The sequence below is a fragment of the Spongiimicrobium salis genome (assembly GCF_043678055.1).
GTDB classification, from domain to species: Bacteria; Bacteroidota; Bacteroidia; order Flavobacteriales; family Flavobacteriaceae; genus Spongiimicrobium; species Spongiimicrobium salis.
Genome location: NZ_JBHEQA010000001.1, coordinates 1,009,369 through 1,036,173, shown reverse-complemented (window position 1 = coordinate 1,036,173; position 26,805 = coordinate 1,009,369). Strand labels below are relative to the sequence as shown.

Annotated in this window: 24 protein-coding genes and 1 tRNA gene; 4 read left to right on the top strand and 21 right to left on the bottom strand. The window is 39.4% G+C overall.

Annotation, left to right across the window (positions count from 1 at the left end; all coding sequences use genetic code 11):
• Nucleotides 1-60 precede the first annotated feature (60 nt).
• Nucleotides 61-480 (bottom strand): response regulator transcription factor, encoded by a 420-nt coding sequence (locus ACEXOE_RS04750; RefSeq protein ID WP_394747584.1) that lies wholly within the window; start codon nucleotides 478-480, stop codon nucleotides 61-63.
• A 9-nt stretch (nucleotides 481-489) separates the two neighbouring features.
• Entirely contained in the window at nucleotides 490-1,428 is a 939-nt protein-coding gene (locus ACEXOE_RS04745; protein WP_394747583.1) for a 2-hydroxyacid dehydrogenase, read from the bottom strand.
• A 151-nt stretch (nucleotides 1,429-1,579) separates the two neighbouring features.
• Here ACEXOE_RS04745 and ACEXOE_RS04740 point away from each other — a divergent pair, with 151 nt between their 5' ends.
• A complete protein-coding gene (locus tag ACEXOE_RS04740) occupies nucleotides 1,580-2,701 on the top strand; it encodes a helix-turn-helix domain-containing protein (RefSeq protein ID WP_394747582.1) in 1,122 nt (373 codons plus the stop codon).
• Nucleotides 2,702-2,761: 60 nt separating this feature from the next.
• Here the strand turns inward: ACEXOE_RS04740 and ACEXOE_RS04735 are convergent, their stop codons facing one another.
• From ACEXOE_RS04735 to ACEXOE_RS04660, 16 genes are all read right to left on the bottom strand, one after another.
• Complete coding sequence (locus ACEXOE_RS04735; RefSeq protein ID WP_394747581.1) at nucleotides 2,762-4,165, bottom strand: sigma-54-dependent transcriptional regulator; 1,404 nt, start codon at nucleotides 4,163-4,165, stop codon at nucleotides 2,762-2,764.
• A 392-nt stretch (nucleotides 4,166-4,557) separates the two neighbouring features.
• Complete coding sequence (locus tag ACEXOE_RS04730) at nucleotides 4,558-5,373, bottom strand: TauD/TfdA dioxygenase family protein (RefSeq protein ID WP_394747580.1); 816 nt, start codon at nucleotides 5,371-5,373, stop codon at nucleotides 4,558-4,560.
• Between the two features lie 35 nt (nucleotides 5,374-5,408).
• Nucleotides 5,409-5,969 carry an RNA polymerase sigma factor gene (locus ACEXOE_RS04725; RefSeq protein ID WP_394747579.1) on the bottom strand — a complete coding sequence of 187 codons (561 nt, stop codon included), beginning with the start codon at nucleotides 5,967-5,969 and terminating at the stop codon, nucleotides 5,409-5,411.
• A gap of 127 nt (nucleotides 5,970-6,096) precedes the next feature.
• Nucleotides 6,097-6,654, bottom strand: a complete 558-nt coding sequence (locus tag ACEXOE_RS04720; RefSeq protein WP_394747578.1) for an RNA polymerase sigma factor — start codon at nucleotides 6,652-6,654, stop codon at nucleotides 6,097-6,099.
• A 490-nt stretch (nucleotides 6,655-7,144) separates the two neighbouring features.
• The gene (locus ACEXOE_RS04715) at nucleotides 7,145-7,942 is read right to left on the bottom strand and encodes a hypothetical protein (RefSeq protein ID WP_394747577.1); all 798 of its coding nucleotides are present in this window, start codon (nucleotides 7,940-7,942) and stop codon (nucleotides 7,145-7,147) included.
• A gap of 56 nt (nucleotides 7,943-7,998) precedes the next feature.
• Complete coding sequence (locus tag ACEXOE_RS04710; RefSeq protein ID WP_394747576.1) at nucleotides 7,999-8,394, bottom strand: hypothetical protein; 396 nt, start codon at nucleotides 8,392-8,394, stop codon at nucleotides 7,999-8,001.
• 38 nt (nucleotides 8,395-8,432) lie between these two features.
• A complete protein-coding gene (locus ACEXOE_RS04705) occupies nucleotides 8,433-8,804 on the bottom strand; it encodes a hypothetical protein (RefSeq protein ID WP_394747575.1) in 372 nt (123 codons plus the stop codon).
• A gap of 358 nt (nucleotides 8,805-9,162) precedes the next feature.
• Complete coding sequence (locus ACEXOE_RS04700; RefSeq protein ID WP_394747574.1) at nucleotides 9,163-11,256, bottom strand: histidine kinase dimerization/phosphoacceptor domain -containing protein; 2,094 nt, start codon at nucleotides 11,254-11,256, stop codon at nucleotides 9,163-9,165.
• Between the two features lie 418 nt (nucleotides 11,257-11,674).
• Nucleotides 11,675-12,040, bottom strand: a complete 366-nt coding sequence (locus ACEXOE_RS04695; protein ID WP_394747573.1) for a cupin domain-containing protein — start codon at nucleotides 12,038-12,040, stop codon at nucleotides 11,675-11,677.
• A gap of 51 nt (nucleotides 12,041-12,091) precedes the next feature.
• Nucleotides 12,092-13,444 carry a magnesium transporter gene (gene mgtE, locus ACEXOE_RS04690; RefSeq protein ID WP_394747572.1) on the bottom strand — a complete coding sequence of 451 codons (1,353 nt, stop codon included), beginning with the start codon at nucleotides 13,442-13,444 and terminating at the stop codon, nucleotides 12,092-12,094.
• 50 nt (nucleotides 13,445-13,494) lie between these two features.
• On the bottom strand, nucleotides 13,495-14,361 hold the full coding sequence (rsmA, locus tag ACEXOE_RS04685; RefSeq protein ID WP_394747571.1) for a 16S rRNA (adenine(1518)-N(6)/adenine(1519)-N(6))-dimethyltransferase RsmA: 867 nt from the start codon (nucleotides 14,359-14,361) through the stop codon (nucleotides 13,495-13,497).
• A 4-nt stretch (nucleotides 14,362-14,365) separates the two neighbouring features.
• A complete protein-coding gene (locus tag ACEXOE_RS04680; protein ID WP_394747570.1) occupies nucleotides 14,366-14,677 on the bottom strand; it encodes a DUF4286 family protein in 312 nt (103 codons plus the stop codon).
• Nucleotides 14,678-14,704: 27 nt separating this feature from the next.
• On the bottom strand, nucleotides 14,705-16,489 hold the full coding sequence (locus ACEXOE_RS04675) for a tetratricopeptide repeat protein (protein ID WP_394747569.1): 1,785 nt from the start codon (nucleotides 16,487-16,489) through the stop codon (nucleotides 14,705-14,707).
• Nucleotides 16,490-16,596: 107 nt separating this feature from the next.
• The gene (gene serS / locus ACEXOE_RS04670; RefSeq protein ID WP_394747568.1) at nucleotides 16,597-17,868 is read right to left on the bottom strand and encodes a serine--tRNA ligase; all 1,272 of its coding nucleotides are present in this window, start codon (nucleotides 17,866-17,868) and stop codon (nucleotides 16,597-16,599) included.
• A gap of 123 nt (nucleotides 17,869-17,991) precedes the next feature.
• On the bottom strand, nucleotides 17,992-19,305 hold the full coding sequence (locus tag ACEXOE_RS04665) for an HTTM domain-containing protein (protein ID WP_394747567.1): 1,314 nt from the start codon (nucleotides 19,303-19,305) through the stop codon (nucleotides 17,992-17,994).
• Nucleotides 19,306-20,232 (bottom strand): bifunctional riboflavin kinase/FAD synthetase, encoded by a 927-nt coding sequence (locus ACEXOE_RS04660; protein WP_394747566.1) that lies wholly within the window; start codon nucleotides 20,230-20,232, stop codon nucleotides 19,306-19,308.
• A 47-nt stretch (nucleotides 20,233-20,279) separates the two neighbouring features.
• Here ACEXOE_RS04660 and ACEXOE_RS04655 point away from each other — a divergent pair, with 47 nt between their 5' ends.
• Nucleotides 20,280-23,813 (top strand): zinc-dependent metalloprotease, encoded by a 3,534-nt coding sequence (locus ACEXOE_RS04655; RefSeq protein WP_394747565.1) that lies wholly within the window; start codon nucleotides 20,280-20,282, stop codon nucleotides 23,811-23,813.
• A 36-nt stretch (nucleotides 23,814-23,849) separates the two neighbouring features.
• Here the strand turns inward: ACEXOE_RS04655 and pth are convergent, their stop codons facing one another.
• The 3 genes from pth to ACEXOE_RS04640 all read right to left on the bottom strand — a co-directional run bounded on the left by pth (nucleotide 23,850) and on the right by ACEXOE_RS04640 (nucleotide 26,174).
• Nucleotides 23,850-24,479, bottom strand: coding sequence for an aminoacyl-tRNA hydrolase (gene pth / locus ACEXOE_RS04650; protein WP_394747564.1), 630 nt, complete (start codon nucleotides 24,477-24,479; stop codon nucleotides 23,850-23,852).
• Nucleotides 24,480-24,551: 72 nt separating this feature from the next.
• On the bottom strand, nucleotides 24,552-25,178 hold the full coding sequence (locus tag ACEXOE_RS04645) for a 50S ribosomal protein L25/general stress protein Ctc (RefSeq protein WP_394747563.1): 627 nt from the start codon (nucleotides 25,176-25,178) through the stop codon (nucleotides 24,552-24,554).
• Between the two features lie 54 nt (nucleotides 25,179-25,232).
• Nucleotides 25,233-26,174 carry a ribose-phosphate pyrophosphokinase gene (locus ACEXOE_RS04640; protein ID WP_394747562.1) on the bottom strand — a complete coding sequence of 314 codons (942 nt, stop codon included), beginning with the start codon at nucleotides 26,172-26,174 and terminating at the stop codon, nucleotides 25,233-25,235.
• Between the two features lie 218 nt (nucleotides 26,175-26,392).
• On the opposite strand from ACEXOE_RS04640, the gene ACEXOE_RS04635 reads away from it, so the two are divergent.
• Both ACEXOE_RS04635 and ACEXOE_RS04630 read left to right on the top strand, forming a co-directional pair.
• Nucleotides 26,393-26,638 (top strand): GIY-YIG nuclease family protein, encoded by a 246-nt coding sequence (locus ACEXOE_RS04635; RefSeq protein WP_394747561.1) that lies wholly within the window; start codon nucleotides 26,393-26,395, stop codon nucleotides 26,636-26,638.
• Between the two features lie 4 nt (nucleotides 26,639-26,642).
• Nucleotides 26,643-26,723, top strand: a tRNA-Leu gene (locus ACEXOE_RS04630).
• The last annotated feature ends 82 nt before the right edge of the window (nucleotides 26,724-26,805 follow it).

Below are 26,805 nucleotides of genomic sequence, written 5' to 3'. Positions count from 1 at the left end.
AAGCACAAAAAGTACTCATACTAAAGTACCATACTGCTACTACTTTAGTACAAAATCAACTTATAATGGGATTATGGCCAGGGTTTTGGCAATTTTGATCGCCTGAGTTCGACGTTTGGCATCCAACTTGATCAAAATATTGGAAACATGGGTTTTCACCGTGCTTTCTGATATAAATAAGGTTTCGGCAATTTCTTTATTGGACAGGCCTTTTGAAATTTCCACTAAGACTTCGTATTCCCGCTTGCTCAATCCCAATTGTGCTATTTTTTCATGATCAACGGATGCAGCGTTTGAAGGTGTTTTTCTATGAAGACTTCTTTTGTTTAAATAAACACCAATAAAAAAAAAGATGATTGCTATACCAGAAATGACTATTTCTATGGAAAGATCTCCGGAAATATAGGTGTATTGACTTAATTGGAACAATGCCAAAAGCGCAATAATCAAGGCCGAAAAAATAAAAATTGTTTTTTTCACTGTTTAAAGTTAGCAAAATCTAGCTTTGATTTTGTCAACTATGGTTTGCGCCAATTTTTCTTTGCTTTCAACCGTCCAGCCACCTACATGCGGAGATAATAAGACATTTTCTGCTTTAATAAGATATTGAAATGCTTCGGGTAATTCTTGATCTCTGAAAAGGTGCTCAAAGGAAGATTTTTCATATTCCAGCACATCCAATCCTGCTCCCAGTATCTTGCCCGATTGCAGCGCTGTAACCAAAGCTGTAGTCACTACACATTTTCCTCTTGCCGTATTGAATAACCAAAAAGGCTTTTGAAAGGCATTGATGAATGCATCATCCACCATATTCATGGTCAAAGAAGTTTGGGGTACATGCAGACTAATGATATCCGAACGTTGCTGTAATTCTAAAATGCCTACTTGTCTTGCACTTTCATCGCCTACACCACCTACAATATCATAACAGATAACATCCACCTCAAAGCCACGAAGTTTTTTAGCAAAGGCTTTGCCCATATTTCCATAACCAATAATACCTACGGTTTTGCCATCTAGCTCTATCCCGCGATTGCCTTCCCGGTCCCATATGCCCTGACGCACTTCCCGATCCGATTTGTTCAATTTATTGAAAAGGGACAATAGCATTCCTAAAGTATGTTCCCCAACGGCATTCCGATTTCCTTCAGGGGCTGCGGCCAAATAAATCCCTCGGTTTTTTGCATAGGTTGTGTCAATATTTTCGAGACCTGCCCCAAGCCTGCCAATGAATTTTAAGCGCGTGGCCCGATCTAAAAATTCGGCATCCAAAGAAAAGCGGCTTCGGATAATGATACCGTCGTATTGGTCAATTTTGGCGATGATTTCTTCCTTGGAACTGGTATAATCCTTGTCATTCTGAAACCCTAAAGTTTCAAATTGCGCAATGAGAAGGGGATGGTTGCGATCTACATGTAATACTTTCATAAAAAAAAAGATGATTGCAAATTTACGTTTTCCTGAAGACCTTTATTTTAAAAATAGAAAGAATATATTGGCTTATTTGAGTTGTTTTGTATACAAACGGTCGAATAGAAGCCTCCTAAACCCTTACATTTGGGTATAATTCGGTAGATTCATGAACAGCTTCACTTTTATGGATATTGTGTTGCTCCTAGGCATTGCACAAGGTGTTTTTTTGGCTATTACGCTTCCTATAGTGCATCAAAAAAATACCAAGGCCAACGCTGTTTTGGCCTTGCAATTAGGATTGGCCTGTATTCTTTTGCTCTGTAAAATGGGACTTTATAAGGTGAAAGGGGGAGAAGCGGTACAGTGGTTTATTTTTGGGGAAAGCCTTATTTTTATTTTTGGTCCTTTGGGATATATGTATCTCAAGAGACTGTTGATACAAGGGCAAGAACAGTTTCGTTGTCCCTGGTGGCACTATATTCCTGCAGGGATATATTTTCTTTATTTATTGTACTTGAACCAACTTCCCATGGAGGAATTCGCTCGTCGTGGAGCATCAGGTGAATTCGACTTCATCTTTTTTATTGTAGAAACGCTGGCCTTGATTTTTAATATTGGGTATTGGATGTTGTGTCTAGGGGTAGTGCGAAATTATATGAGAAACGAAAAGGAACAATTGTCCTTTACACAAAAAGCCATTCCCTTTGTGAAGGGAACTTTAATTGGTATTGGAGGTATTCTTTTGGCATGGAGTATTGGTTTTGTCAGTATCTACTTTTTTAAGTATCGACATACCTACTTCAATTATAATGCCGTCTGGATCGGAATTCCAATTCTTATATACGGAATTGGCTACTATGCGTTGAAACAGCCCGAAATTTTCAGAGTTGCCGTGCCCCAACCTAAGACAGGACCTCCCGCTAAAGCCCGTTTGAATGAACCTGAAATAGAGCACTTGAAAGAGAAATTGGAAACCTTGATCGAAACAGATAAGATATACTTGAACAATGAACTTACGCTAAGAGAGCTTTCTATTCAATTGAACACTACGACGAACGATCTTTCCTGGTTGTTGAACAATGTGTACCAAAGCAATTTTTATGATTATATAAATACCTATCGCATAAAAGCTTTTTTGGAGAAAGTAGAGGCGAAAGAACATAAGCGGCATACCCTTTTATTTCTTTCTATGGAAGTAGGGTTTAATTCAAAATCTACATTCAATAAAGCATTTAAGGCCATACTTCAGGATACGCCCAGTAGTTACATAAAGAAAATAGAATGTTGAAACCCTCAGTGAATTGCTACGTTTTAATGGAAAGACTTTTCCCGAGATATCATGAAAGAATTACATGACCTTGTAATCCTTAGTTTTGGTAATGCCCAATTTTTTTATTCTAAAATCCAGCGTATTGGGGTGTAACTTCAGAATTTCGGCAGCTCCCCCTTTGCCTCGTACCTTTCCATTACAGTATTGAAGGGTATGGATGATCTGTTCCCTTTCCATTTCCTCTAAGGACTTCAGTTCAAATTCGTTTTGTACAGCGTTTTTCTCTTGTTTGGAACATTGGCCCACATCTACGGATAATTCTTCGCCTTCTGCCAAGATTACCCCTCTTTCAATACAGTGTTGCAATTCTCTAACATTTCCTGGCCAACCATAGTTGCAAAAACTCTTTACGGTTTGTTTGGAAATGGTCTGGACGCTCTTGTTCATTTGAGCTGCCGTTAATTCCAGAAAATGGTTTGCCAAAGGAATAATGTCTTCCATACGTTCTCTTAACGGAGGAATGCGGATGGGAAAAATATTCAATCTGAAATATAAATCAGCCCTAAATGTTCCTTTTTCTACCTCTTCGGCCAGATCCCTATTCGTTGCGGCAATAATGCGCACATCAATTTTTTTGGTCTGTTGTCCACCAACGGTTTCTATTTCTTTTTCCTGAAGGCAACGAAGTAGTTTGGCTTGACTGGATAGGGGCAGTTCCCCAATTTCATCTAAAAAAATAGTACCGTTATCGGCCAATTCAAACTTACCTATTCTTTTTTCCGAAGCTCCCGTGAAACTCCCTTTTTCATGACCAAAAAGAACAGATTCTATCAATTCATTGGGCAAGGCCGCACAGTTGATTTTAACAAGAGGCTTTGTATTTCTCGGCGAAGCCTGGTGAATAGCTTGCATGAATAATTCCTTTCCTGTACCTGTTTCACCATTTAGGAGGACAGTTACATTGGTGCAACTTACTTGGGCCACTTTCTTAAGTGCAGCTTTTAAAGGAGGACTATCTCCTAAGATGATGGGGCCTTTTTCCAAGGGTGCCTGACTTTTTCTCTTTGGATTATCCTCGGATACAATATTTTGATTCATTTTGGCGAAGGCCATTTCCACCGCCACGCGGATATCTCGCTGATCAAAAGGTTTTAGGATATAACCAGAGGGATTTGTGGCATTCATTTCTTTTAAGGTACCCGTATCCGAATAGGAAGTGACAAAGATGTAGGGAATGCCAAAGCGTTTTTTGATAATTTTTGCAAGATCTATCCCGTTTTTATCGCCAATAATATTAATATCCAACAATACAAGGTCGGCATCTTCCTTAGCGATTTTTTCCAAAGCTTCATCAGCCGATTTGGCCATACCCATCACCGCATAACCTAAATCTGTGAGGATACGCCTTAAATCCTGGGCAATAACAAATTCATCTTCAACAATAAATATTTTACCTTGTATATGTGGTATTGGTTGTGTCACAATGCTTGAATTATACGTTTACTTTTCTTCTTCAGAAATCGGATAGCTCCAATGGTCTAAGAACAATATCTTTTTTGTTTTTCAATACAGAATACCTCATTTGAGGTTCTGAAAAAGCAAAAATCAAAAGGTTCTTTAATGGTTTAGCAATACTTAAAATTAGCATTTATTTTGTAACATATCTTTTTTTTGAGCATTAAAGTCATTATTTGTATGTATAGCGCTCATAATTGTTGTGATTGTGCGTAAAAAGTGCATTTCAACGGATTTTTTAAGAATCAAGGGGTGTTTTCAGATTTTTTAGTCTTAAATAAACACACTTTTAACACAAATGAAGTTAAGTATAGAAGTGTTTTTACAGTTGTATTTAACCTTCAAAATTCGCAGCTATCCTAAAAATAAATGCCCTTGGTCGTTGTTCTTAGCAATACTCTGGTGTCCGATGGATTGTTCAATGCGATGTCCGATTTATGGGCGGCGGCGTAATTGTCAACAATGAGGATATCTCCTGTATTCCATTGATGTTCATAAATAGAGGGTTGATTGGAAAATATAGTATTCAATTGGTTTAAAATCGCATTTGCTTTTTTCAAGGGTAAGGAGTTTGTTTGGCAGGTATCGGTCATAATAGATACAAATCCAAAATCGAAATAAATCGTGTTTTTACCATTAAAAGGGTGTTGCCAAAGAATGGGATGTATAACACTGTTGGCGTATTCTGTGTAATAGCGATTCCATTCTACCTTAGCCGTTTCAGACAAGTCATTATAACTTTCAATTAGGGAAATAAAACTGGTGGTAGTGCCATTCTTAGGAATTTCAACCATTTGAAATATGCTTAAATGTGATGGGTTTTGATGATAAGATCGATCTGAATGCCACATATGTCCGGATTCCTTGACAAAAGTTCTCTTTTCTTTTTCCTCGAAAATTTGGGAAGAAGGAACAGAGTAGGTTATAGGCAATTCCAAGGTTCCCAGATTTTGAGTGAAATTGGTTTGTTCTTGTTCCGTCCATTTTCTTTTACCTCTAAGGACGATCAATTGGGCCCAGGAAATCATTTCTTTAATTTCTAGGAATTGATTTGGGGTGATTTTGGTAATGTCATCCAAGTTGGTGATTTCAATGCCCATATATGGATTGACTTTTTCAAAAATCAATTTTTCGTCAGCAGGCTTTTTCCCAAGTAGTTTTCTAAATAGATCCATATTGGTCTTTTTTATTTTGGCTTGATTTCGCTATCTCACACAAATTCTTCGCGTAAGGATGAAGAAAGTTGTTTTTTTGCTCTGCACATAAGAACCCAAGCATAATCACGCGAAATATTTAGTTTTTCACAGATGGTGTCTGTTTCAAATTCATTGAAAACTTTCATTTTAAACACTTCGGATTGCTTATAGGGAAGTCTTTTTAGGTTAAGAAGAACTTTGCTCTTTAACTCCAGATAGCTTTCTTTTTCAATATAATCTTTTGAGAAAAAAGAGGGGTCTCCGAATTCAGCATGATATATTTCTTTATAGTCCTCATGGGAAATCATATATTTTTCCGTGGCCCCATTCATGGTATTTCCTTTTCTGTAGTAGTCTATAATTTTATGCCTTAGAATAGATAATAACCAAGTTTTTTCGGAAGCTTTTTTTCTATAATTCTCGATGGATTTTAGAGCGGATAAAAATGTTTCTTGAACAATTTCTTCCGCTTCATATTCGCTGGAAACCCTACTGCGAACATAGTTAAGGAAATAATGATGGTATCGTGATACCCAATGTTCCGGGGTCAACTTTCTTGTTAAGGAATCTTGCATAGTGCACGTTTAAAAATTAATACTGAATATGATAAATGCTGTAATCATCTAATTTTGCCCAGATTTCTAGGCGACTTTTACGAATAAAAGAGATCGTTGTTTTCATAATGACTTGGATTCGAACGGGCTAGTTTAATCTGCCTTTTAGACCAATGGATAGATTTGTTTTTGCTTTCCACATTAAACTCCAAGCGTTGTCCTTGGAAATTTCTAGTTTTTCGCAAATGGTTTCGGTTGCAAAGTCATCGAATACCCTCATCTTAAAAACCTGCGCTTGTTTTTTTGGGATGGTCTCCAGATATTTAATGACCATGTCTTCGATATCTGATGAAGGATACAAGTTCTGATATGAAAAATCAAAACAATAATCATCCGCTAGTTCCCTATTGTATAATTCTTTATAATCTTCCTTGGAAATCATATGCTTCTCAACCATTCCCTTTTTAGTGTTTTTACTTCTGTAATAGTCAATGATCTTGTTTTTTAAAATACAGAGTAACCATGTGCGTTCAGTGGCCAGACTTTTATAATTTTTCATAGACTTTAAGCCCGATAACAGTGTTTCTTGAATTAACTCTTCAATGACATATGGGCTATTCACTCTTTTTCTGGTATAGTTGTATAGGTAATCATAATAGTTGGGGATCCACTGCTCAGGATTTAATTCTCTTTGTGATGTTGACATAGTTATTTTTTTAATATTGAAAACTATAAAGTAACTATCATGCCAAAAACCACAAATATTATAAATACATGATAATCAATATGTTATGTATGATATGTTAATAGGTGTTATTGTAGTAGTATCCCATATTTAGGAATTATACCATATGCAGTATGAGAATACCAAAATTGCCCTTGGGCATAAAAGAGATCAAAGAAGAGATCATTGGTCGGGGGTATTAAAATGGAATACTTTTTAGTATGGGTGTTCGCCAAATCGGAAGCTGTAGGAACTGTTATTTGGTATGTTACGAAAAGAACGACTAGCTCGTCTAGGACTGCAGTTTCTCTGGTCAATAGTGCTGGAAATTCAACTAAATTGGTATAGCGCGAGTATAGTTTAGCGTATATATTTTTATAACAACAAAACAGGAGAACCACCGAAGCGATTCCCCTGTTTCCGAATCAATCTAACTCAAACTTAATTAAACAAATCTTTCTACTATCTCGTTTTAGCCTACATCTAGATAAAATTGGTTTTTATAGATATAAATGGTCTCCTCAAAGAAATTGATCATTTCCTGTTTGTTGACCTCTTGTAAGGATACCACGGCACCTTTATTTTCTTCAGAGGACCATTTTCCAACGCTTAAGGCAGGAAAATTGTGGGTAGATACGTTTTCCAAGCCGTGCCACGCGGTCATAAATAGATGATGACTACTATTTTTTATATGAGGTTTGGGGGTTGTCATTCCAAAACTAAGGGTGATGTCCGTTTTGGAATTCAGTAATGCAAAGGCGGAAGTATTGAAATCTTGTGGCCATATGGCTACTTCCATATTGATTTGGTACTTCTCCATAATTTCGTCCAATATTTCCCGGACCGCCTTTCTATATTGGGCAAGCATAGCTAATCGTGCCTTATCTAAAAGTAAAAATTGGAAATCGTTTGTCATAGGGCCATAAGGGAATTCCTTGTTTTGAAGGTATTGATATGGTTTGCCTAAACGGAGTTGTTCCGCACTATTTTTAATCCATTGTAAAACTTCTTTATGGGTTTTGCCATGGAGGAAGAATGGCTTGTTTTTTATATGTTCTTTTTTCCATTGTAGGGAAAAATCATAATTTAAACAAAATCGATCTCCTGCAGCAGTAAGAGGCTGGGTTTGTAAACAATTGTTTTGCTTGCAAAAAGTAATGGTTGCTTGACTTCCATCTGGTCGAGGTTCCAAAAAACTATTCCCAGCCTGGGCCAAATACTGCGCAGCTAAATATAGCATGGCATCCATATTAATTTCATCTTTTTTCATAGTGTTGTTTTTTAGGAGCCCTACAAAGTATCTAATTGGAGACTTTGGTACATGATTTAGGCGGTTAATTTGTTTATGGTTGTTGGCGCATCCAAGATGTTGTTCAAAAATTCCATGGTATTGGATGCTGTAGAATAGCCAAACTTGTCAAAGCGATATGCTTCTTGAATACCCGCTTCCAGAGCCATTATTTCTATCCATCGTACAATTTCAAAATGTGGATTTTCGTGCAATGCTATTTTTCCTCTTACCCCCGTATCAGACCTCCATTCCAAGGTGAAGAAATCATGATTGAAGACCAGCATATCTCCTTTAAAGGTAAATGGACTTGTATGCAGACAATGTTCATTTGTCGAAAACTGAAGTGCAATACCTCTACTTCCGTGCGATGGTAAAAAACTACCCTCTGCTGCAATGAGATACTGAGCAGCGAATTGAATAAATTTTTTCATAGGATTGTATTTAAAAATTCAAATAGGTTTTTCATCATTTAGGTCAATGAATAATCGTATTCTTTGGTTTTATCTGTAATGATATTCAATAGGATGAGAATAGCACCAAGACTTATGCAAAAGGCAATGTCAAAGATTTCCAGATAGGAGAAAAAGAACGCCGGTAGTACAATAAGACTTATGGCAAAACTCAATTCAATACGACCATATGTTCTAATTGTTATGCGCTTAAATAGGCTGTATTTGAAATCGGTAATATTGGTAAGAACGATTAGCAATGTGCCCAGGAAGAGATTAAATTGGATCATCACATCCGATAAAAAATCATAAAGAGCCGATGTTAAAAGGAACAAAGCCAACATGTAATTGACAATGGCTCTTGTGCGGAAATTGAATATGAGGTTTAACATAGAATAGTATTAAAGAGGTTATTGTCCTATAAAAGGCCAAAGTCATGCCAAAACAATGTTAAATATGTAACTTATTGATATATAGTAACTTAGAAATAAAAACGATTTTTTGCAAGTAAGAGGAATCTACTATATACAGTAGACGTACAATATATCATAGTCGATTGGGTTTTTGCAAAAAATCATAGCTAGGGGTGTGAATACAAAAAACAACACTTCTACAGTTTTAACCGTAGTATGATTTATCTGATCAGTACGGATAGACAACAGTGAAATAAGATTTCATTCGTGGAATAACTTGTTTTAGCTAATGAAATTGCTTGTTCCAGAGCAAGGAGACGATCGATATTTTTACATGCTATGCAGCTATAGGTTCTTCCAGATAGATTTGAAAAGCAGCTCCCTTTTCCTGAATCACTTCTATTCTTCCGTGTAACTGTTCTACCAATCCCTGTACCAATTGCATTCCAAAAGAGGACAGCTCCTTCATATCAAAATTTGGCGGTAGTCCTTTTCCATTATCGCGAATCAATAGTTTGAACTGGGAGGAACCTTCTACTTGTTTAAAGTTGAGGCGGATATGGTTGCCTATATCCGTGTGAGCAAAGGCATACTTATAACAATTGGTGATGAGCTCGTTCACAATTAACCCTAAAGGTACTGCCAGCCCCATTTGTATTTCACTAGAGTCAACTTCTATATCAAATTGGATTTCCTTTTTATGCCGCTCAAAACTTTTTTCAATATTGTCGATCAGTTCGGTTAAATATTGTTTAACGGGTACTTTGGCAAATTGGTTGCCCTTATAGAGGTTTTGATGGATAATGGCCATGGATTGTATCCTGTTTTTGCTTTCATCTAAAATCTCCTTGAGGGCCGTATTGTCCTTATGGCTTTCCGTTTGAGCGCTCAGTAGGCCGAGAATGATTTGTAAATTGTTTTTAACCCGATGATGGATTTCACGCATTAATAGAGTGTTCTCTTGGTTTTTTTCCTTGATTATTTTGAAGGCTTTCTTTTTTAATCTAAATCGGTTATAGAGCACTGCCAGTAGCGAAAAAACTAATACCAAACCAATGATTAAACTTAACTGAAGGTTTTGTTGCTGTTTGGCTTCATATCGCTGTCGATCATTGACATTGGCCAATTCCAATATTTCCTTATCTTTTTGCGCCCGTTCTTGGGCAAATTCCAAGCGTTCCGTAATCTTCACATTCTGTTGTGCATTCAGGCTGTCTCGATACACGATATAGTTTTTGTAATGTGCTATACTACTCTGATGGTTTCCTTGAATAGAATCGATTTCATACAAACCTAGATAGGATTGACTAATATCACCAAGATTGACCCCATTTTCACTATTCTTTTGGATACTAGCTAAAAATAGGGAAACTGCCTCGGAAAAATAAGGTTTGGCTTCCCGTGAACGATTTCTGTCGTTATGGATAATACCAATATACTCCATGGCAACCCCTTGCAGGTATAGATTATTAGCTTCTTTGTAATATTCAAGGGATTTTTTAAAGTGGTATATGGCCTTGTCTGGATGATTAAGTTCTTTATGCGCAAAAGCCAACCCTCCTTGAAGTGCTCCTTGGGCATAGGGCATGAGATGAATCTTTTCTGAAACTTCTAAAAAAATATCTAAGGCTTTTTGATGCTCTCCCATCTGATTGTATAGAAACCCTACATTGGACATTGGAATTAGCTGATAAGCCGGATTGTTATCTTTTTTATAATAAGCTATGGCTTTTTGAAAGTTTTGAACGGCTGCTTCATACTTATTGTTCTCCCATTGTACCCCACCCATATTTTCATAAAATATGCCTTTGCTTTCCAATGAAATGGAAGGGTGATCTATGAGATCAATCGCTTCGACCAAGATTTTGGAAGCTTCATTTTCAAAACCCAACATTTGATATTGTGTACTCAGGTCAACGGCGTGATCCAGAATTATATTTTCCGGTTCTTTGTTTTTCTTTGTTAACTCATAGGCCTTTTCAAAGGCAAGTAGGCCTTCGAGATACTCCTGTTGATCCAATAGTATTGTGGCCATGCCCCGATACCCTTTACGTAGGCCCTTCTGATAGTTCACTTTTTTCGATTCGGACAATACTTTTTCCATATAACGCCTTGCCTCATCTAAATTTTCCTCATAGATGTTCACATAACCCATATTGTGCAGGGCGTCTATCCATTTGTTGGAGGTGTTGTTTTTGTGGATTTCACTAATTTTTAGTGCTTTATTTCCATAGTATCGTGCACTGTCTAAATTTTCTGTGTTGATATCCGTATAATACTTGCTGAGCTCCATATAATGGTCGATATTTTCAATATCTGAGCCGCCTTTGGTCAATTTATGCAAGCTATCCAAAGTTGATGTTTGCCCGTGGAGAAACGAGGCAAATGAAAGCCAGAATAGAAGATATAGCTTAAGGATGGTATTTTTCATGAATACAAGTTTGATGGATCATCCAGAATATACCAAAAATATGCCAGATGGATTTTTTTTGTAGAATATGGCCATTTGGGCTTGACAAATGCCCTGCCTATGGGAGCTATTGTAAACGTATTAGGGAGAAAGGATATATCATGGATATACAAAAAATAGATTTTTAACTCCAAGAGACTGTATATATCCAATATGTTGTACTTGAGAACGACTAAAGATGGCCTAGGGAATGAAGTTATTGTTCACCTTGGTATTCGCATTGGATAACTCGATCACAAAAGCTAAAGGAGATGCATATGGGACATGACCCATGTTGTAGGGAAAAGTAAAATAGGCAATATTGATTTATGGGAGTATTGCTTCCCCGTCAAGGATTTCAGGGCACTCAACAGGGAAGAAAATGTGGTGTTTGCCCGCCTTAAATTTTTGGGTATTCGGTCTGCGTCATTTCAGCTTGTACATCTCCGGTATGGGCGGTTGTAAGTTTTTCGAAAAGTAAAATATGCACTTCTTCCCCATCCTTGGTGGATGGGCAGTGTTCCACACCTTTAGGAACAATGATCATTTCCCCTTCGTTAACCACTTCGGTACGGTCACGAAATTTCATGTATAGGGTTCCTTTGGTCACTTGAAACAATTCGTCTTCATTTTCATGGGAATGCCAAACAAATTCCCCTTGGATTTTGGCAATGATGACCTGCATGTCATCTACAATACCGATCTGGTGCGGATGCCATTGTTTGGAAAATTTGGAATGTTTTTCTGCGATATTAATTGGTGTCATAAGCGTTTTTTTATGCCGTTAAAGATACGGTGTTTTGGACTTAAGAAAATCTTAAATCCCCAAAATTAGTTTGGCGACCCAGAAGTAAATGAGAATACCAAAAATATCGTTGCTGGTGGTAATAAAGGGGCCAGTGGCTATGGCAGGGTCTATACCGCGCTTATGCAAAAACAAAGGAATAAAAGTGCCTATAATGCCCGCGACCACAATAACCACAACAAGAGAAATAGAAATGGCCAGGGAGGTCAGGAAATCACCTCTCCAGGCCCAAGTGATCAGTAACAAAAGAATTGCCAATATGATTCCGTTCAAAAGGGCCAAGAGCATTTCTTTGACCAAGCGGTTCCCAATACTGCCGCGTAAGTCGTCATTGGCCAATCCCTGTACAATAATCGCACTGGATTGTACGCCTACATTTCCGGCCATGGCCGCAATCAAAGGAGTAAAATAGAAAAGAGCGGCATGATGTTCAAGAATGGCTTCAAAATTCCCCATGATTCCAGCGGCACCCACACCTCCGATCAATCCCAAAATCAACCAGGGCAAGCGTGCACGGGTCAATTCCCAAATACTATCATCCGCTTCCACCACTTGGGAGATACCCGCCGCCAATTGATAGTCCTTTTCAGCTTCTTCCCGAATCACATCTACAATATCATCAATGGTAATTCTGCCCACAAGGCGCCCTATCTCATCTACCACCGGAATGGCCTCCAAATCGTATTTGGACATAATTTTGGCCACCTCTTCCGGCTTTTCATTCACGGTAACCGAATCTACTTTTGGAATATACACCTCTTTGATCGGCGATTTGGTAGAAGTGGTCAAGAGATCTTTAAGGGAGAGGCGTCCAATTAATTTGTCTTCATCGTTTACGACATAAATAGAATGTACTCGGGTTACGTTTTCCGCCTGCGCCCGCATTTCCTTTACACAAGTGAGTACGTTCCAATTTTCACGAACCTTTACTAACTCCTTGGCCATAAGACCCCCTGCGGAATTTTCATCATAGCGAAGTAACTCTACAATGTCCTTGGCATGTTCTTTATCCTCAATTTCGGAGATAACTTCCTGGACAATATCTTTGGGGAGCTCTGCGACAATATCGGCGGCATCATCTGTGTCCAATTCATCGAGCTCCTCCGCAATTTCCTTGGACGATAGGTTTTTCAGAATAGCTTCCCTAACATCATCATCCAATTCGGTAAGCACATCGGATGTCTTATCGCTATCTAAAAGCTTAATGAGATAGGTGGCTTCATCTTCATTTAATTCATTCAGGATCTCGGCAATATCTGCATAGTGCAATTCCTCCAATAAGGTAACTAAGGAAGATCCCTTGTCCAACTCAATGAGTTGTTCAATACGTGCTAAGAAATCGTCATCTAATTTAAAAGGGGTCATTGCCTGCTGGTTTGATTAACGGTATCGACAGCGCAAATCTAAACAAAGATTTATAAAATATCCTCCTGAATTCTTAAGGTTAGTTGTATAAAATCTGAAACACTGATTTGTTCAGGCCGTTTATCAAAGATGTTCGTTCCGCGTAGCGAATCGGAAAGCTGGAAGGTCTTTAAGCTATTTCGCAATGTTTTTCGCCTTTGATTAAACGTTGCTTTGACCACTTTGAAAAATAGTTTTTCATCACATTCCAAATGATAGCTTTCTTTACGAACAAGGCGAAGTACTCCCGATTGTACTTTGGGTGGGGGATTAAAAACTTCTGGGGCCACCGTAAAAAGATACTCAGCATCATAAAAGGCTTGTGATAATACCGATAAGATTCCATAGGTTTTACTGCCTTCTTTTGCACAAATACGCTCCGCAACTTCTTTTTGGAACATCCCAGAGAACTCTGGTACTAGACTTTTCATTTCCAACATTCTAAAGACAATTTGTGTGGAAATATTGTACGGAAAATTCCCAGTGATGGCAAATGGGGCATTTTCAAAATGTGTTTTAAGATCAAACTTTAGAAAATCAGCCTCAATCACTTCAAAACGGCCTTTGCGTTGCAATAACTTTATATGTTCTATAGGGAAATCTTCGCGTAAATACACAATAGATTCGCTATCCAGGTCCATGGCGGTAAGATCAATATCCTTTTCTAACAAGTACTTGGTAAGAACTCCTGTTCCCGGCCCTACTTCAACAACATGTGTATACCCTATAAACGATAAGGTGTCCGCAATGCGTTGCGCCACGGTTTCATCCTTCAGGAAGTGCTGCCCCAGATATTTTTTGGCTTTTACAGGGCTATGGCCCTGCCGCTCTTTTTTAGTTTTTTTGGAAGTATGGTAATGTTTCTTTCCTTTGGCCATACCCCTAGTGCTCACTAATTACTTCAAGCTCTGTCCTAAAAGAGACCATTTTATCTCCAAATAAGCGCAAGGCATCATTTCTAAGGCTTGCCGCATTCTCCTTGTAATAACGTTCTAAGGTGGCTTTGTCCTGGGTCGTAAATTGTACGGAATAGGTGGTTCCTCCCATTTCTTCTTCAACAAGTACTTTGCACATTTTTGCGGCATGGAACTTCCCGGTAGCCAGCATATCCGGAATATGGGTGTTATTCATCCACTGGATCCATTCGGCTTCAACACTGCTGTCTATATTGGTGGTTACATTATAAATGTACATGCTTTTTTGGCTTAATTATGGTTTTGCTTAGTTAATGGCATCGCCTCTTAGGATGCGATAATTTTTTCTTGCCTGCGGGAAATAATAGCTATCTTGATAATCGTAAATAATTCGTTCGTACTGTTGTTTCGCTTTTTCTGGCATTCCAAGTATATTTTCATAGAGCTGTGCAAGGGCGAAATGCGCATCATCGGCCAAAATACCATTGGAGTAAAATTCTATGATTTTCAGATAACTTAATTCTGCAGCCTCATAATTTTTAATGCGCTCCATAAGTTCTCCGGTTTTCAATAAAGCTTCGTCTTCTATTTTTTCCCCTTTATGGTTTTCCAAAATCCCGTTCAATTCTGCTATGGCATCCCTGGTTTTGTTTTGATAGGCCAATAAATCGGCTCGGGCATATTTTTTTAGGGCTGTTTGCGTAGAATCCTCCAGGGAATTATCAGAGATCAACAAGCTTAATTGCATGGCATCATTGGCAATAAGCTGAGAGGTAGAGCCTCTTAATACTTTAAGCTGTGTCAAGGCCCAGTTGAAGTCTCCTTTGTAAAAACTTGTTTGGGCTACTTTAAAACGTGCGTTTTGCCCGATAATATTATTTTTTAAGGCTTTTTGAACCTGGGAAAAGTAAATCAATGCCTGATTAAAGCGTTTGTCATACACTAAAATATCGCCATAGGCCATTTTTATATGCGCCTTTCCATAGGCATTCAGCGGGAGTTGCAAGCTGTTTTTTAGCAAAGTGATCGCGGCTTCCGGCTCATTTTTTTTGAAAGTAAGGAAATTGGCATAGGCAATTTGTAGCTGCAAGGTCTCGCCCTGATACCCATAAGTTTCCATTAACTGCTCGAAGCTTTTTTGAACTTTGGTATAGGTGTTTTTGTTTTCATCCAAAAGAGCGATATCAATAAGATTTAGGCTTGCATTTAATTGCACTACCGGATTTTGGCCATTTTCAATAATGTACTCAAAAATAGACTTTGCGGTATCGATATCCTGGTTTTCCAAAACCAAATTCCCTAAGCTTTCCAGGCGTTGTAATGAAAGTTGGTCTGTTCTTTTGTACAAGGCTTTTTCTTGATTAAAGGCGCTGCGATATTGTTTTTGTTGTACAAAAAGCCAACTCAATAATTCGTTCCACAACACATCGGGGTTCTTTTGGGCATTCTGCAACAATATTTTTTTCAATTTTATATTGTTCTCGTTGCTCGCATCCGAACTAATAAAGTCATTAATGTTTCGAAGAATGTTCCCTTTGGATACCTGACCAGATTGAATGAGATTGAGATAAGATTGGTACATCTTTTCAATGTCTCCTTTTTCTCCGTAGATACGGGCCAACTGAAAATTGTAATTTAATCTGGGACTTAGCTCCATAGCCCGGGAATAGGCACGTACGGCTTGATCCAAGAGGGCGTATTTTTGAAAACGAAACCCTATGGCATATCCAAGATTAGGATTTTTGTCTATTTTGGATAAGGCCGTATTGTAATAGACCTCGGCTTTATCCGGAAGATTTTGAAGCGCATAATTGTACCCCAATTCAATGTATAGGGTAGGGTAGGCATTTTCATTTTTAATTTTGTCCAGCAGATGGGCCTCTGCATCATCATAACGTTCCAATTGCTGATAACAGGCCACCAAACCTTCAGCGTAATCTGTCCTTCGTGGATTTTTTTCAACCAACTTCTCATAGAAGACTACGGCCTTATCAAAATCCCCATCATTGAAGTATTGTTTGGCCAAAAATTCATTTTGTCCAAATAGGGGATGTATAAAACAAAAAATAAGAATGACAAGAATGGAACGCAATAGGCTATTTTTTCTCAAAGATACACCAAATACCGAAAGTTGGTGTTAAGGTCATTGTAAAGAATTGACCCAATTCCTTCCTCCTCCCGAACAGGGGCTAAAAAATCTTAATCAATACGATCAAATCCACAATAAGGAATCAGCACATCTGGAACACGGATACCATCCTTGGTTTGATAATTTTCAAGGATTCCTGCCAAGACTCTTGGAAGCGCCAAAGAACTTCCATTCAAGGTATGTGCCAATTGACTCTTTCCCTTTTCATCTTTGAAGCGCAATTTTAAACGGTTTGCCTGATAGGTTTCAAAGTTGGAAACAGAACTGATTTCCAGCCAGCGATCTTGGGCTGTGGAAAATAATTCAAAATCATAGGTGAGCGCAGAAGTAAAACCAAGATCACCTCCACAAAGGCGGAGAATTCTATAGGGTAATTTTAATTCCCGCAATATCTCCTTAATATGAGCGACCATACCGTCTAAGGCGGCATAGGAATTATCTGGATGTTCCACGCGTACAATTTCTACCTTATCGAATTGGTGAAGACGATTCAATCCGCGAACATGTGCACCATAGCTTCCGGCTTCTCTCCTAAAACAAGGGGTATATCCGGTATAACAGATAGGAAAATTGGATTTGTCCATAAGTTCTCCTCGAAACAAATTGGTTACCGGAACTTCTGCCGTAGGGATAAGATAAAGATCATCTTCCCCAATATGATACATTTGACCTTCCTTGTCCGGGAGTTGTCCCGTACCATAACCAGAAGCTTCGTTCACTAGATGAGGCACTTGAATTTCAGTATAACCGGCAGCGGTGTTCTTATCCAAAAAATAAGAAATCAAAGCGCGTTGAAGTCGTGCTCCTTTGCCTTTGTATACGGGAAAGCCTGCCCCAGCGATTTTAACCCCTAATTCAAAATCGATAATGTCATACTTTTTTGCCAGTTCCCAATGGGGCAATGCGCCATCTTCCAAAGTGGGGATAGTACCTTCTTTAAAAATTTCCTCATTATCCTCATCGCTATTCCCGGAAGGAACGGAAGGGTGGGGGATGTTGGGGATTTGATATAATAAGTCCTGTAATTTCTCCGCAGTAGCCGCCAATTCCTCATTCAGCACTTTGGCATCTTCCTTAAGGGCACCGGTCTGAGCTTTTATAGCATTGGCCTCTTGCGCTTTACCACTTTTAAAAAGCATTCCTATTTCCTTGGAAAGTTTGTTGGACTCGGATAGGGTTTGATCTAACTTTGTTTGTACCGCACGTCGGGTAGCATCCAAATGTAAGACTTCATCCAATAAAGAAGTCGCATCGAGATTACGTTTTTGTAATGCCGTGACAAAAGCTTCTTTATGATCGCGTATCGCTTGTAGTTGCAACATGGAATTCTTTTTTTAGTGACGCAAATTTAAGGTTAATTCAGGAATGTTACCTATTTAAAATAACCCAATTGCGACAGGATTTTATAAGGAGGTAAAATATACAGTTTTCCGCTCTGAAATGGTCTAAAGTGGTGAAGGTAAGATCCAATCGTGATGGCCAAAATGATTCCAAGGAACATTGGCAATATCTACTTCAGGGTCAATATATTGGCGATAGGGTTTTCCGTTGATGCTTACTCTTGACTTCACATAGACTTCAATGGTTTTTCCTTTTGCGGCATATTCTTTTTTGAGATGCTGGGCAAATTGCCACATAAAATCGGGGTATGCCGCTACACGGCGTTGCTGTTTTTTGGTGAGATAGGTATCAAGGTTTACTACATCCGTAGCCTTAGTTTTAGGGTCTACAACCTTAAATTGAACACGGCCCGTACGACTGCGAAGCATCATGCGCCAACTCAGTCGGTGTCCTTCTTCTGTCCATAGGACATCGTCTTGAATAAAATGATGGCGAACGGGTAGCCCCAATTGTATAATAAAATAAAGTCCTGTAACCACAAACAATAGCCTTTTGGTATTGGGTGGTGGAGCTTCCTGTGTTGGGAAGATTTCTTTGCGCTTGAAAAAGAGTTTTCTAATGGTTTTTGGTTCAAAGAAGAAGACGGTAAAAGCAAGGGCGAGATAAGGAAATATACCTATCTGGAGTACAAATGAATTGAACAAATGAAAAATAATAGCCAATCCAAAGGCAATTTTCCGGGATGGTTTCCACAAAAGTGCGGGAATAATCAACAAATCAAAAACAATTCCCGTTATCCCAATGACCTTATGTACCCATGGAAGCTGTAAAAAACTCCCGACCAAGGGATAATCTGCTCTGCCTTTCATGAGAAGCTCTATGACCCTAAAATCAAGCCAATCTCCATAGACCTTTGCTACGGAAGCATATACGTACACAATGAAGAGTTGCGCAATAATGATCCATTTCACATACCCATACATGCTATGGGTTTTTAGTGCGGGATTTTTTTTGGTCACCCAGGAAATATCCCGATCTGCTGGTAAAAAAATCATTAAAAAGGAAATCAACAGAAGCAGATAGTAATGATTGTTGTACGATGTTTTCTGCATAAAATAGACTCCGGCCCATAGCAGGGTGAAACCTATCATGCTATAACGGTATTTATAGCCTAGGGCAATAAGGACACCCAAAGTGCCCATCACCAAAAAATAATAGTACATCCCATTTCCAGGCAAGGGTTGCAGCCATTCAAAACCAATAAAATTAAAGGTGAATTTAGGCTCTACCAAGGTGCGCCTTACCCATCCGGTGACAATAGCACCGTAACATTCCAGTGCAATGAGGATTCCAAAGAAAACCCGGAAGAGAACCAAGGAAGAATTATCGATTTTTTGAAATAAAAATCGGGATACCATTTATTTGGAAATTAGTGAAAATGAAGTCGCTCTATCTTTCTTCAATTGTTCCGTCAAAGCCGAAACAGAGTCAAATTTGTGTTCATCCCTGATTCGATCTAGAATATCGATTTGGATTTTCTGCCCATAAAGGTCCTCATTGAAATCAAAAAAATGGACTTCAATACTACGCTCGGTACCTCCAACTGTTGGGTTATTGCCAATATTCATCATTCCGTGAACCATGCGGTCGTTTACGGTACTCTTTACGACATAAACGCCATTTTTTGGAATCAACTTATAGCTTTCCGCAATGGCAATATTGGCTGTCGGGAAATTCAATTGCCTTCCTAGCCCTTTACCCTTGGTCACCACGCCCGTAAGCATATAATGATAACCCAGGTAATCATTGGCCGTGCGTACGGCACCTTCCATAAGTGCTTTCCGTATTTTGGTGGAACTTACGGAAACATCATCGATTTCTTGAACCGGAATTTCCTCTACCTCAAAATCGTAGGTGGCTCCAAAAGTGATCAAATCACTAATATTGGCCGTTCTATTTCTCCCAAATCTATGGTCATAACCAATAATTACTTTCTTGGCGCCAATATTATTGACCAGGACATCCCGTACAAATTCTGTGGCGGTGAGTCTGGAAAAATCCATCGTAAACGGATGAATAATGAGGGAATCCAAGCCTATTTTTTCTAGAATCTGGATTTTTTCCTCTACGGTATTTAGCAGTTTAATGTCCGCATCTTTTTGCAGAACCATTCGTGGATGCGGAAAAAAAGTAAGGACTGTAGCTTTTAGGCCAATGCTTTTGGCATCATTTATGAGGCGTTCCAGTATCTTCTTATGTCCGACGTGTACACCATCAAATGTGCCAATGGTTATGGAAGTAGGTTGTGTTTTGTCGTATTTTGAAATGCTTTGAACTGTGACCACCTTTTAGAATAAATAAAAACCTTACATTTGATAATAAAGAACTAGCTATGATTGCAAAATTACGTCTTGTTTTTTCAATTACCATATTATTTCTTTCCTTTTACGGGTATTCACAGACAAATTATTGGCAGTCAGAAGGTAGTTCTAACATTGTTTCACAACGATTTAATGGTAAAACAGGACAAAGATATGCTTTGCAGCAAGCAGCGCTTGAAAAAGAACTGATCGGTATAAACCAGCAAGAAGGGAATGAAGCGCTTGTATATTTCCCCGATTCCCAAGGAAAACTTATTCCCTTTAGGGTTCGGGAAACCCCTGTATTTGCCCCTGCCTTGGCCAAGAAATACCCAAACATAAAATCATATTCCGGATATAGCCTAAAAAATAGCGGGGACAAGGTGCGTTTTAGTGTATCCCATAGAGGCATTCAGAGCATGTTTACTTACCTGGATGGCAAAGCCGATATGTTTCTGGAAAAAGTGGATAGGACCGATACGCACTATACGCTGTATCAACGTGGGGGGGCACAAGAAAAAGATGCAGATTTCATTTGTAATACGACCGCCGAAGTTGAAAAAAGTTTTGATGGCACTACCGCCAGATTAGTAGACGATCAGCGGTTGAGAACGTATAGAATTGCCGTGTCCACTACAGGGGAGTATACCCAATTTCACGGAGGGACAGTGGCAGATGCATTGGCAGCGATCAACGCTACTTTGACCCGAGTGAATTCGGTATTTGAAGTTGATTTGGGCGTCCGATTGGAATTGATAGGGGACAATGATATGCTCATCTATACCGATGGCGCCACGGATCCCTATACCAACAACCTCAATGCCCAGACCCAAACGACCTTGACGAATACGATTGGGGAAGAAAATTATGATGTGGGACATTTGTTTCATAGGGCTGCAAATAATGGAGACGCAGGATTTATAGGGTCGGTATGCTTCGACAATAGAAAGGGAAGTGCTTTCTCTTCTGGAAGTTCCCCCCAAGGGGATCAATTTGATTTAGATTTTGTAGGACATGAATTGGGGCATCAGTTCGGGGCTAACCATACCTGGTCTTTTGCTTCAGAGGGAACCGGTGTACAGGCAGAGCCTGGTAGTGGTACTACGATTATGGGGTATGCAGGGATTGCCCGAAACAATAATATTGCACTTCAAGGCGATGATTACTTTCACTACTATAGTATTCTTCAAATTTCAGAGTATCTGGCCACAACGGCCTGTGGGGGCTTGATAGGTCTTACCAATAATCCCCCTGTGGTTGATCCTTTGGCCAATTATGCCATACCCATGGGCACGGCCTTTGTATTGGAAGCAACAGCTTCCGATGTAGATGGGGATATGCTTTCTTTTGCTTGGGAACAAATCGATAATGGATTAGTGACCAATCTTACTTTTGGACCCGATAATCAGGGTGGGGCAAATTTCAGATCGCAACGCCCTACGACAGATCCTAAACGGTATTTTCCAAGGTTGTCCAGTGTACTCACTGGAGACCTAACACAGTCTAGTCCCACATTGAATTCTGCATGGGAGACCGTATCCAACATTGGACGGGAAATGAATTTTGCCGTAACCGTTAGGGATAATGCCCTCGGAGGGGGACAGGTGGTTTCCGAACAACTAAATATCAATGTAGTGGCCAGCGCGGGCCCATTTGCCCTTACTTCACAAACAGGAGGTGAAAACTATACGGCCGGCTCCACCCAAACAGTGCTTTGGGATGTTGCCAATACTACAGCCGCCCCAATAAATACGCAAACCGTAGATATTTTGCTATCTGTAAATGGGGGAGTGGATTTTTCCATGGTCTTAGCCACGGATGTTCCAAATGATGGTACACATGAAGTACTTATCCCGGGAGTCGAAACAACGAACGCACGCCTTATGGTACGTGCTCATGACAATGTGTTTTTTGCGGTAAATGCAGCGGATTTTGCTATTAGTAGTGCGGATGTTGTGCTTAATTTTGAAGCTTTGGAATACGATATTTGCCAGCCCAATGATACCACCATTCCATTTGATTATGAAACGTTCAATGGTTTTGCCGAAACCAGTACCTTAAGTGTATCGGGTGTCCCTGCCGGACTCAATATTGCCTTTTCTCCAAGTACGGTATCGGGCAATACGACGGTAAATATGGAGATAACCAATGTAAATGCTGTAGTTGAAGGGAGTTATCCTATAACAATAACCGCCACAGCACCAAGTTTTACGAAATCCGTAGACCTCGTACTGAATGTCTACGATGGTAATTTTTCGGAAGTCGTTTTGTCGGCACCTGCAAATGGAGCCTCGGTTTCTGGAATCAATCAAGTACTGCAATGGGAAGCCAATGCTGGAAGTACGGAATATGATGTGGATATTGCAACCGATATGGCTTTTGCGAACATCATAGAAACGGCAACCGTAATTTCCAATACCTATACCACGGTCAATTTAGCAGAAGCCACCTCATATTACTGGAGAGTGCGCCCAAAAAATAATTGTTCCCAAGGTGTTTTTGGGGCGGCATTTCGTTTTACCACAGCCAGTATTAATTGTAGTAGTATTTCATCTACCGATGTGCCTGTTACCATTTCTTCCTCTGGGACCTCAACTGTAATGGCATCCGTTAATTTTCCTAATGATCGCCCAGTCTCCGATGTAAATGTTACTTTAGATCTTGACCATAGTTTTGTGTCCGATTTAACCATCCGATTAACATCCCCGTCCGGGACGTCAGTAGATTTGGTATCGGGTTCTTGTGGTAATGGAAGAAATATTAGTGCGACTTTCGATGATGCCGGGAGTAGTTTAGCCTGTACCAATAATCCTGCAATTACGGGAACCGTGCGCCCTTTAGGGGCACTGGCCAATTTTAATGGGGAATCTAGTTTAGGGGAATGGACCCTAACCATAAATGATACGGCCAATGGTGATGGAGGTACGTTGAACGCGTTCTCTCTGGAGATATGTGTAGAGGGCGATGTTCGTCCGGATGCCGATAATGATGGAGTATTGGACGATGGGGATGACCTTTGTTTAGGAACGCCGGAAGGAGTAGAGGTAGATGCCAATGGATGTCCCGTTTTGCGATTCCCGGATACGAACTTTTCTACCAATGTGCAGAATGAATCCAGTAGGGATGCCAATGATGGGGCAATTGCTATTAATGCTATGGAAATGAACAACTACAGTATTTCCATTACTGGAAATGGTGTAATGGTCAATGATAGCTTTTCTGATGGCTATACCTTAGATAATCTCAGCGCGGGGACCTATATGGTATGCATTAATGCAGAAAGCAACGGAATGATGTTCGAAGAATCTTGTTTTGAGGTCATTGTAAATTTAATTACGTTTTATCCAAATCCTACTACCGATGTTGTGCGTGTGACCATTGATTCGGATATTGATGCTATACGTGTAGGGATTTTTAACCTGAATGGTCGTTTAATGAACGATGAGGTATACGAGACCAATAATGGGGAAGTGATCATGGATCTATCAGCACTTCCATCCGGGGTTTACTTTCTAAAATTTGAAGACCGAAGATTCAATAAAACCTACAAGGTAGTCCGACAATAAAGTTGCCCTCAGGAGTTTCTGAAAAGAGAACGGACTCTAGACACCATTAAACTGATTCATGGTAATTTTGATGCCGGCCAATACAAAAGAACGAATGGTAGCGATTGCTTTTTCCAGGCGTTCGGGCATGGCTTTTTGCTCTTCCTCATTCCATTTGCCCAAGACATAGTCTACCTGCCTACCTTTGCTAAAATTGGCCCCTACGCCAAACCGGAATCTATTGTATTGCGTGGTCTGAAGGATTTGTTGGGTGTCCTTTAAACCATTATGACCCCCATCACTCCCTTTGGTTTTGGTTCTCAGGGTGCCAAATGGAAGATTAAGATCATCTGTGATTACCAACAGGTTTTCCATGGGAATTTTTTCCTTCTCCATCCAGTATTTAATGGCTTTTCCACTTCGGTTCATATAGGTGGAAGGTTGTAACAAAAGGACACTTTTGCCTTTGATTTTTAAAGTGGCAATTGCACCCAATTTGGCAGTTTCAAAGGAAACATCGTGAGCTTCGGCAAGGGTATCTAGTATTTTGAAACCGATATTGTGTCGCGTTTCCCGGTATTCATCTCCTATATTTCCAAGTCCGACGATTAAAAATTTCTTCATATGGTCAGCTTCTTTCAGCACAGTGGCGTTCCTACCAAAAATTACTTTTAACAAATGGAACATAGCACAGTTTTGCTATAAAAATACAAAAGCATCTGCCATGGCAGATGCTTTTTATAAGATTTGCGAGTGGAATTACTCCGTAGCTTCAGCTGCTGGTGCGGCTGCTTCTCCTTCAGTTGCTTCTTCTTCCTCATCTTCCTCTTCCGCTGCTGCGTTTCTGGAAGTTTTCACTTGTACGATAATCGTACTATCCGGGTGAAGGATCGAATAATCATCGCTTAATACAGAAGAAACGGGGATACCTCCACCGATTTTCAGTTTAGAAATATCAACATCAAAGAAATCTGGAAGATTTCCAGGTAATGCTTTGATGGTCAATTTTCTCTTTCTAAATAACAAACGACCACCGTTTCTAACCCCAGGAGAGTTTCCTTCAAGACGTACGGGAATATCCATGGTTACTTCTTTGTCGTCAAAAAGTTGGTAAAAATCTACGTGTAGGATGCCATCGGTTACAGGGTGAAATTGAATATCCTGCATTACGGCGCTAAACGTTTTACCACCTTCCAAATCGATCACAACTGTATGCGCGTTTGGAGTGTACACTAAATTTTTGAATGCTAATTCATTCGCTGAAAAGTGTAATGGTGCATCCCCTCCGTATAATACGCAAGGAACCTTTCCAGCATTACGTAAGGCCTTTGTTGACTTCTTGCCTACGCTTTCTCTTTCTGATCCTTTAATTGTAATAGACTTCATTATATATATTAAAAATTAATAATTCACATTGTGTTTTAATGTACTTCCTATAACTTACATTAAAAATTTAGAGGAAATAGAGGTATTGTGGTGTACTCTTGTCATGACATCTGCGAACAGATCTGCACAACTCAATACATTTACTTTCTCACTTTCTTTTCTAAGTGGAATAGAATCGGTAACGATCAATTCCTGTAAATGGGATTTTTCTATTTTTTCATAGGCATTCCCTGATAATAAGGCATGTGTAGTGATGGCCCTTACACTGGTTGCACCGCGTTCCATCATCAAATCGGCAGCTTTTGCGAGTGTTCCTGCAGTGTCTACCATATCATCTACTAAAACCACATTTTTGCCTTTAACATCCCCAATGAGCTCCATATGCGATATCACATTGGCTTTTGCTCGCTGTTTATAACAGATAACTACATCACATTCCAAGGCTTTGGAATATGCATATGCCCTTTTGGATCCTCCCATATCAGGAGACGCAATTGTAAGGTTATCTAAGTTCAATTGTTTTAGATAAGGTAAAAATAAGGTGGAGGCAAACAAATGATCAACAGGTTTTTCAAAAAATCCTTGTATTTGGTCTGCGTGAAGATCCATAGTAATAATACGTGTAGCTCCAGCAGTCTCCAACATTTTTGCAATTAATTTTGCGGCGATTGGAACTCTAGGTTTATCCTTTCGATCTTGTCGTGCCCATCCAAAATACGGCATAACGGCCGTAATGTGCCTCGCCGATGCTCTTTTGGCTGCATCCAGCATCAAGAGCATTTCCATTAAATTCTCGGAACTAGGGTTCGTGGAACCAATGATAAAGATACGCGCCCCGCGTACCGATTCTTCAAATGAGGGTTGAAATTCTCCATCGCTATATTTGGAGAAAATAACTTTACCTAGATCAGTGCCATATGCTTTTGCTATTTTTTCTGCCAAAGCAGTACTTTGCGTACAAGCAAAGATTTTAGGTTCTGGAACGGTGTAGGACATCGTTAATGTATTGTTATATTGTTTTTTAACCCTCCCTAAAATTAAGGAGGTGCAAATTTAAAAATTTATTTGGGTTGCTAAAGGATAAATGTTGATATTTTTTGTTGCACTAATAAAAATATTTTATAGTTTTGCAGTCCTTAATGAGATGCTCGGGTGGCGGAACTGGTAGACCTGTCTGCCGACAGGCAGGCGCGCTAGGATTGAAATTTTGAATAATGGTTTGGGTTTATGCGATTTCAAGTTTAAATTATAACTATATTTATGTGGGGATGACTATCGATATTGAAGGTAGGTATAACCGGCATAATAGTGGAAGAGAGAAAATCACAAAACCATATATTCCTTTTCGGTTGATATATACGGAAAAGTGCGAGAATAGAATTGAGGCCCGGAAACGGGAAAAATATTGGAAATCTGGAGTTGGCAAAGAACAGCTCAGAATACTGAGAGACAAAAATTAGTAATGCTCGAGTGGCGGAACTGGTAGACGCGCTGGATTCAAAATCCAGTTCCTTTGGAGTGTGGGTTCGATTCCCACCTCGAGTACATCAAAAAAACCTCCTTTTTATAGGGGGTTTTTGCTTTTAGGGATACATAGGCAATCCCATAATCTGATGTGATTATACAT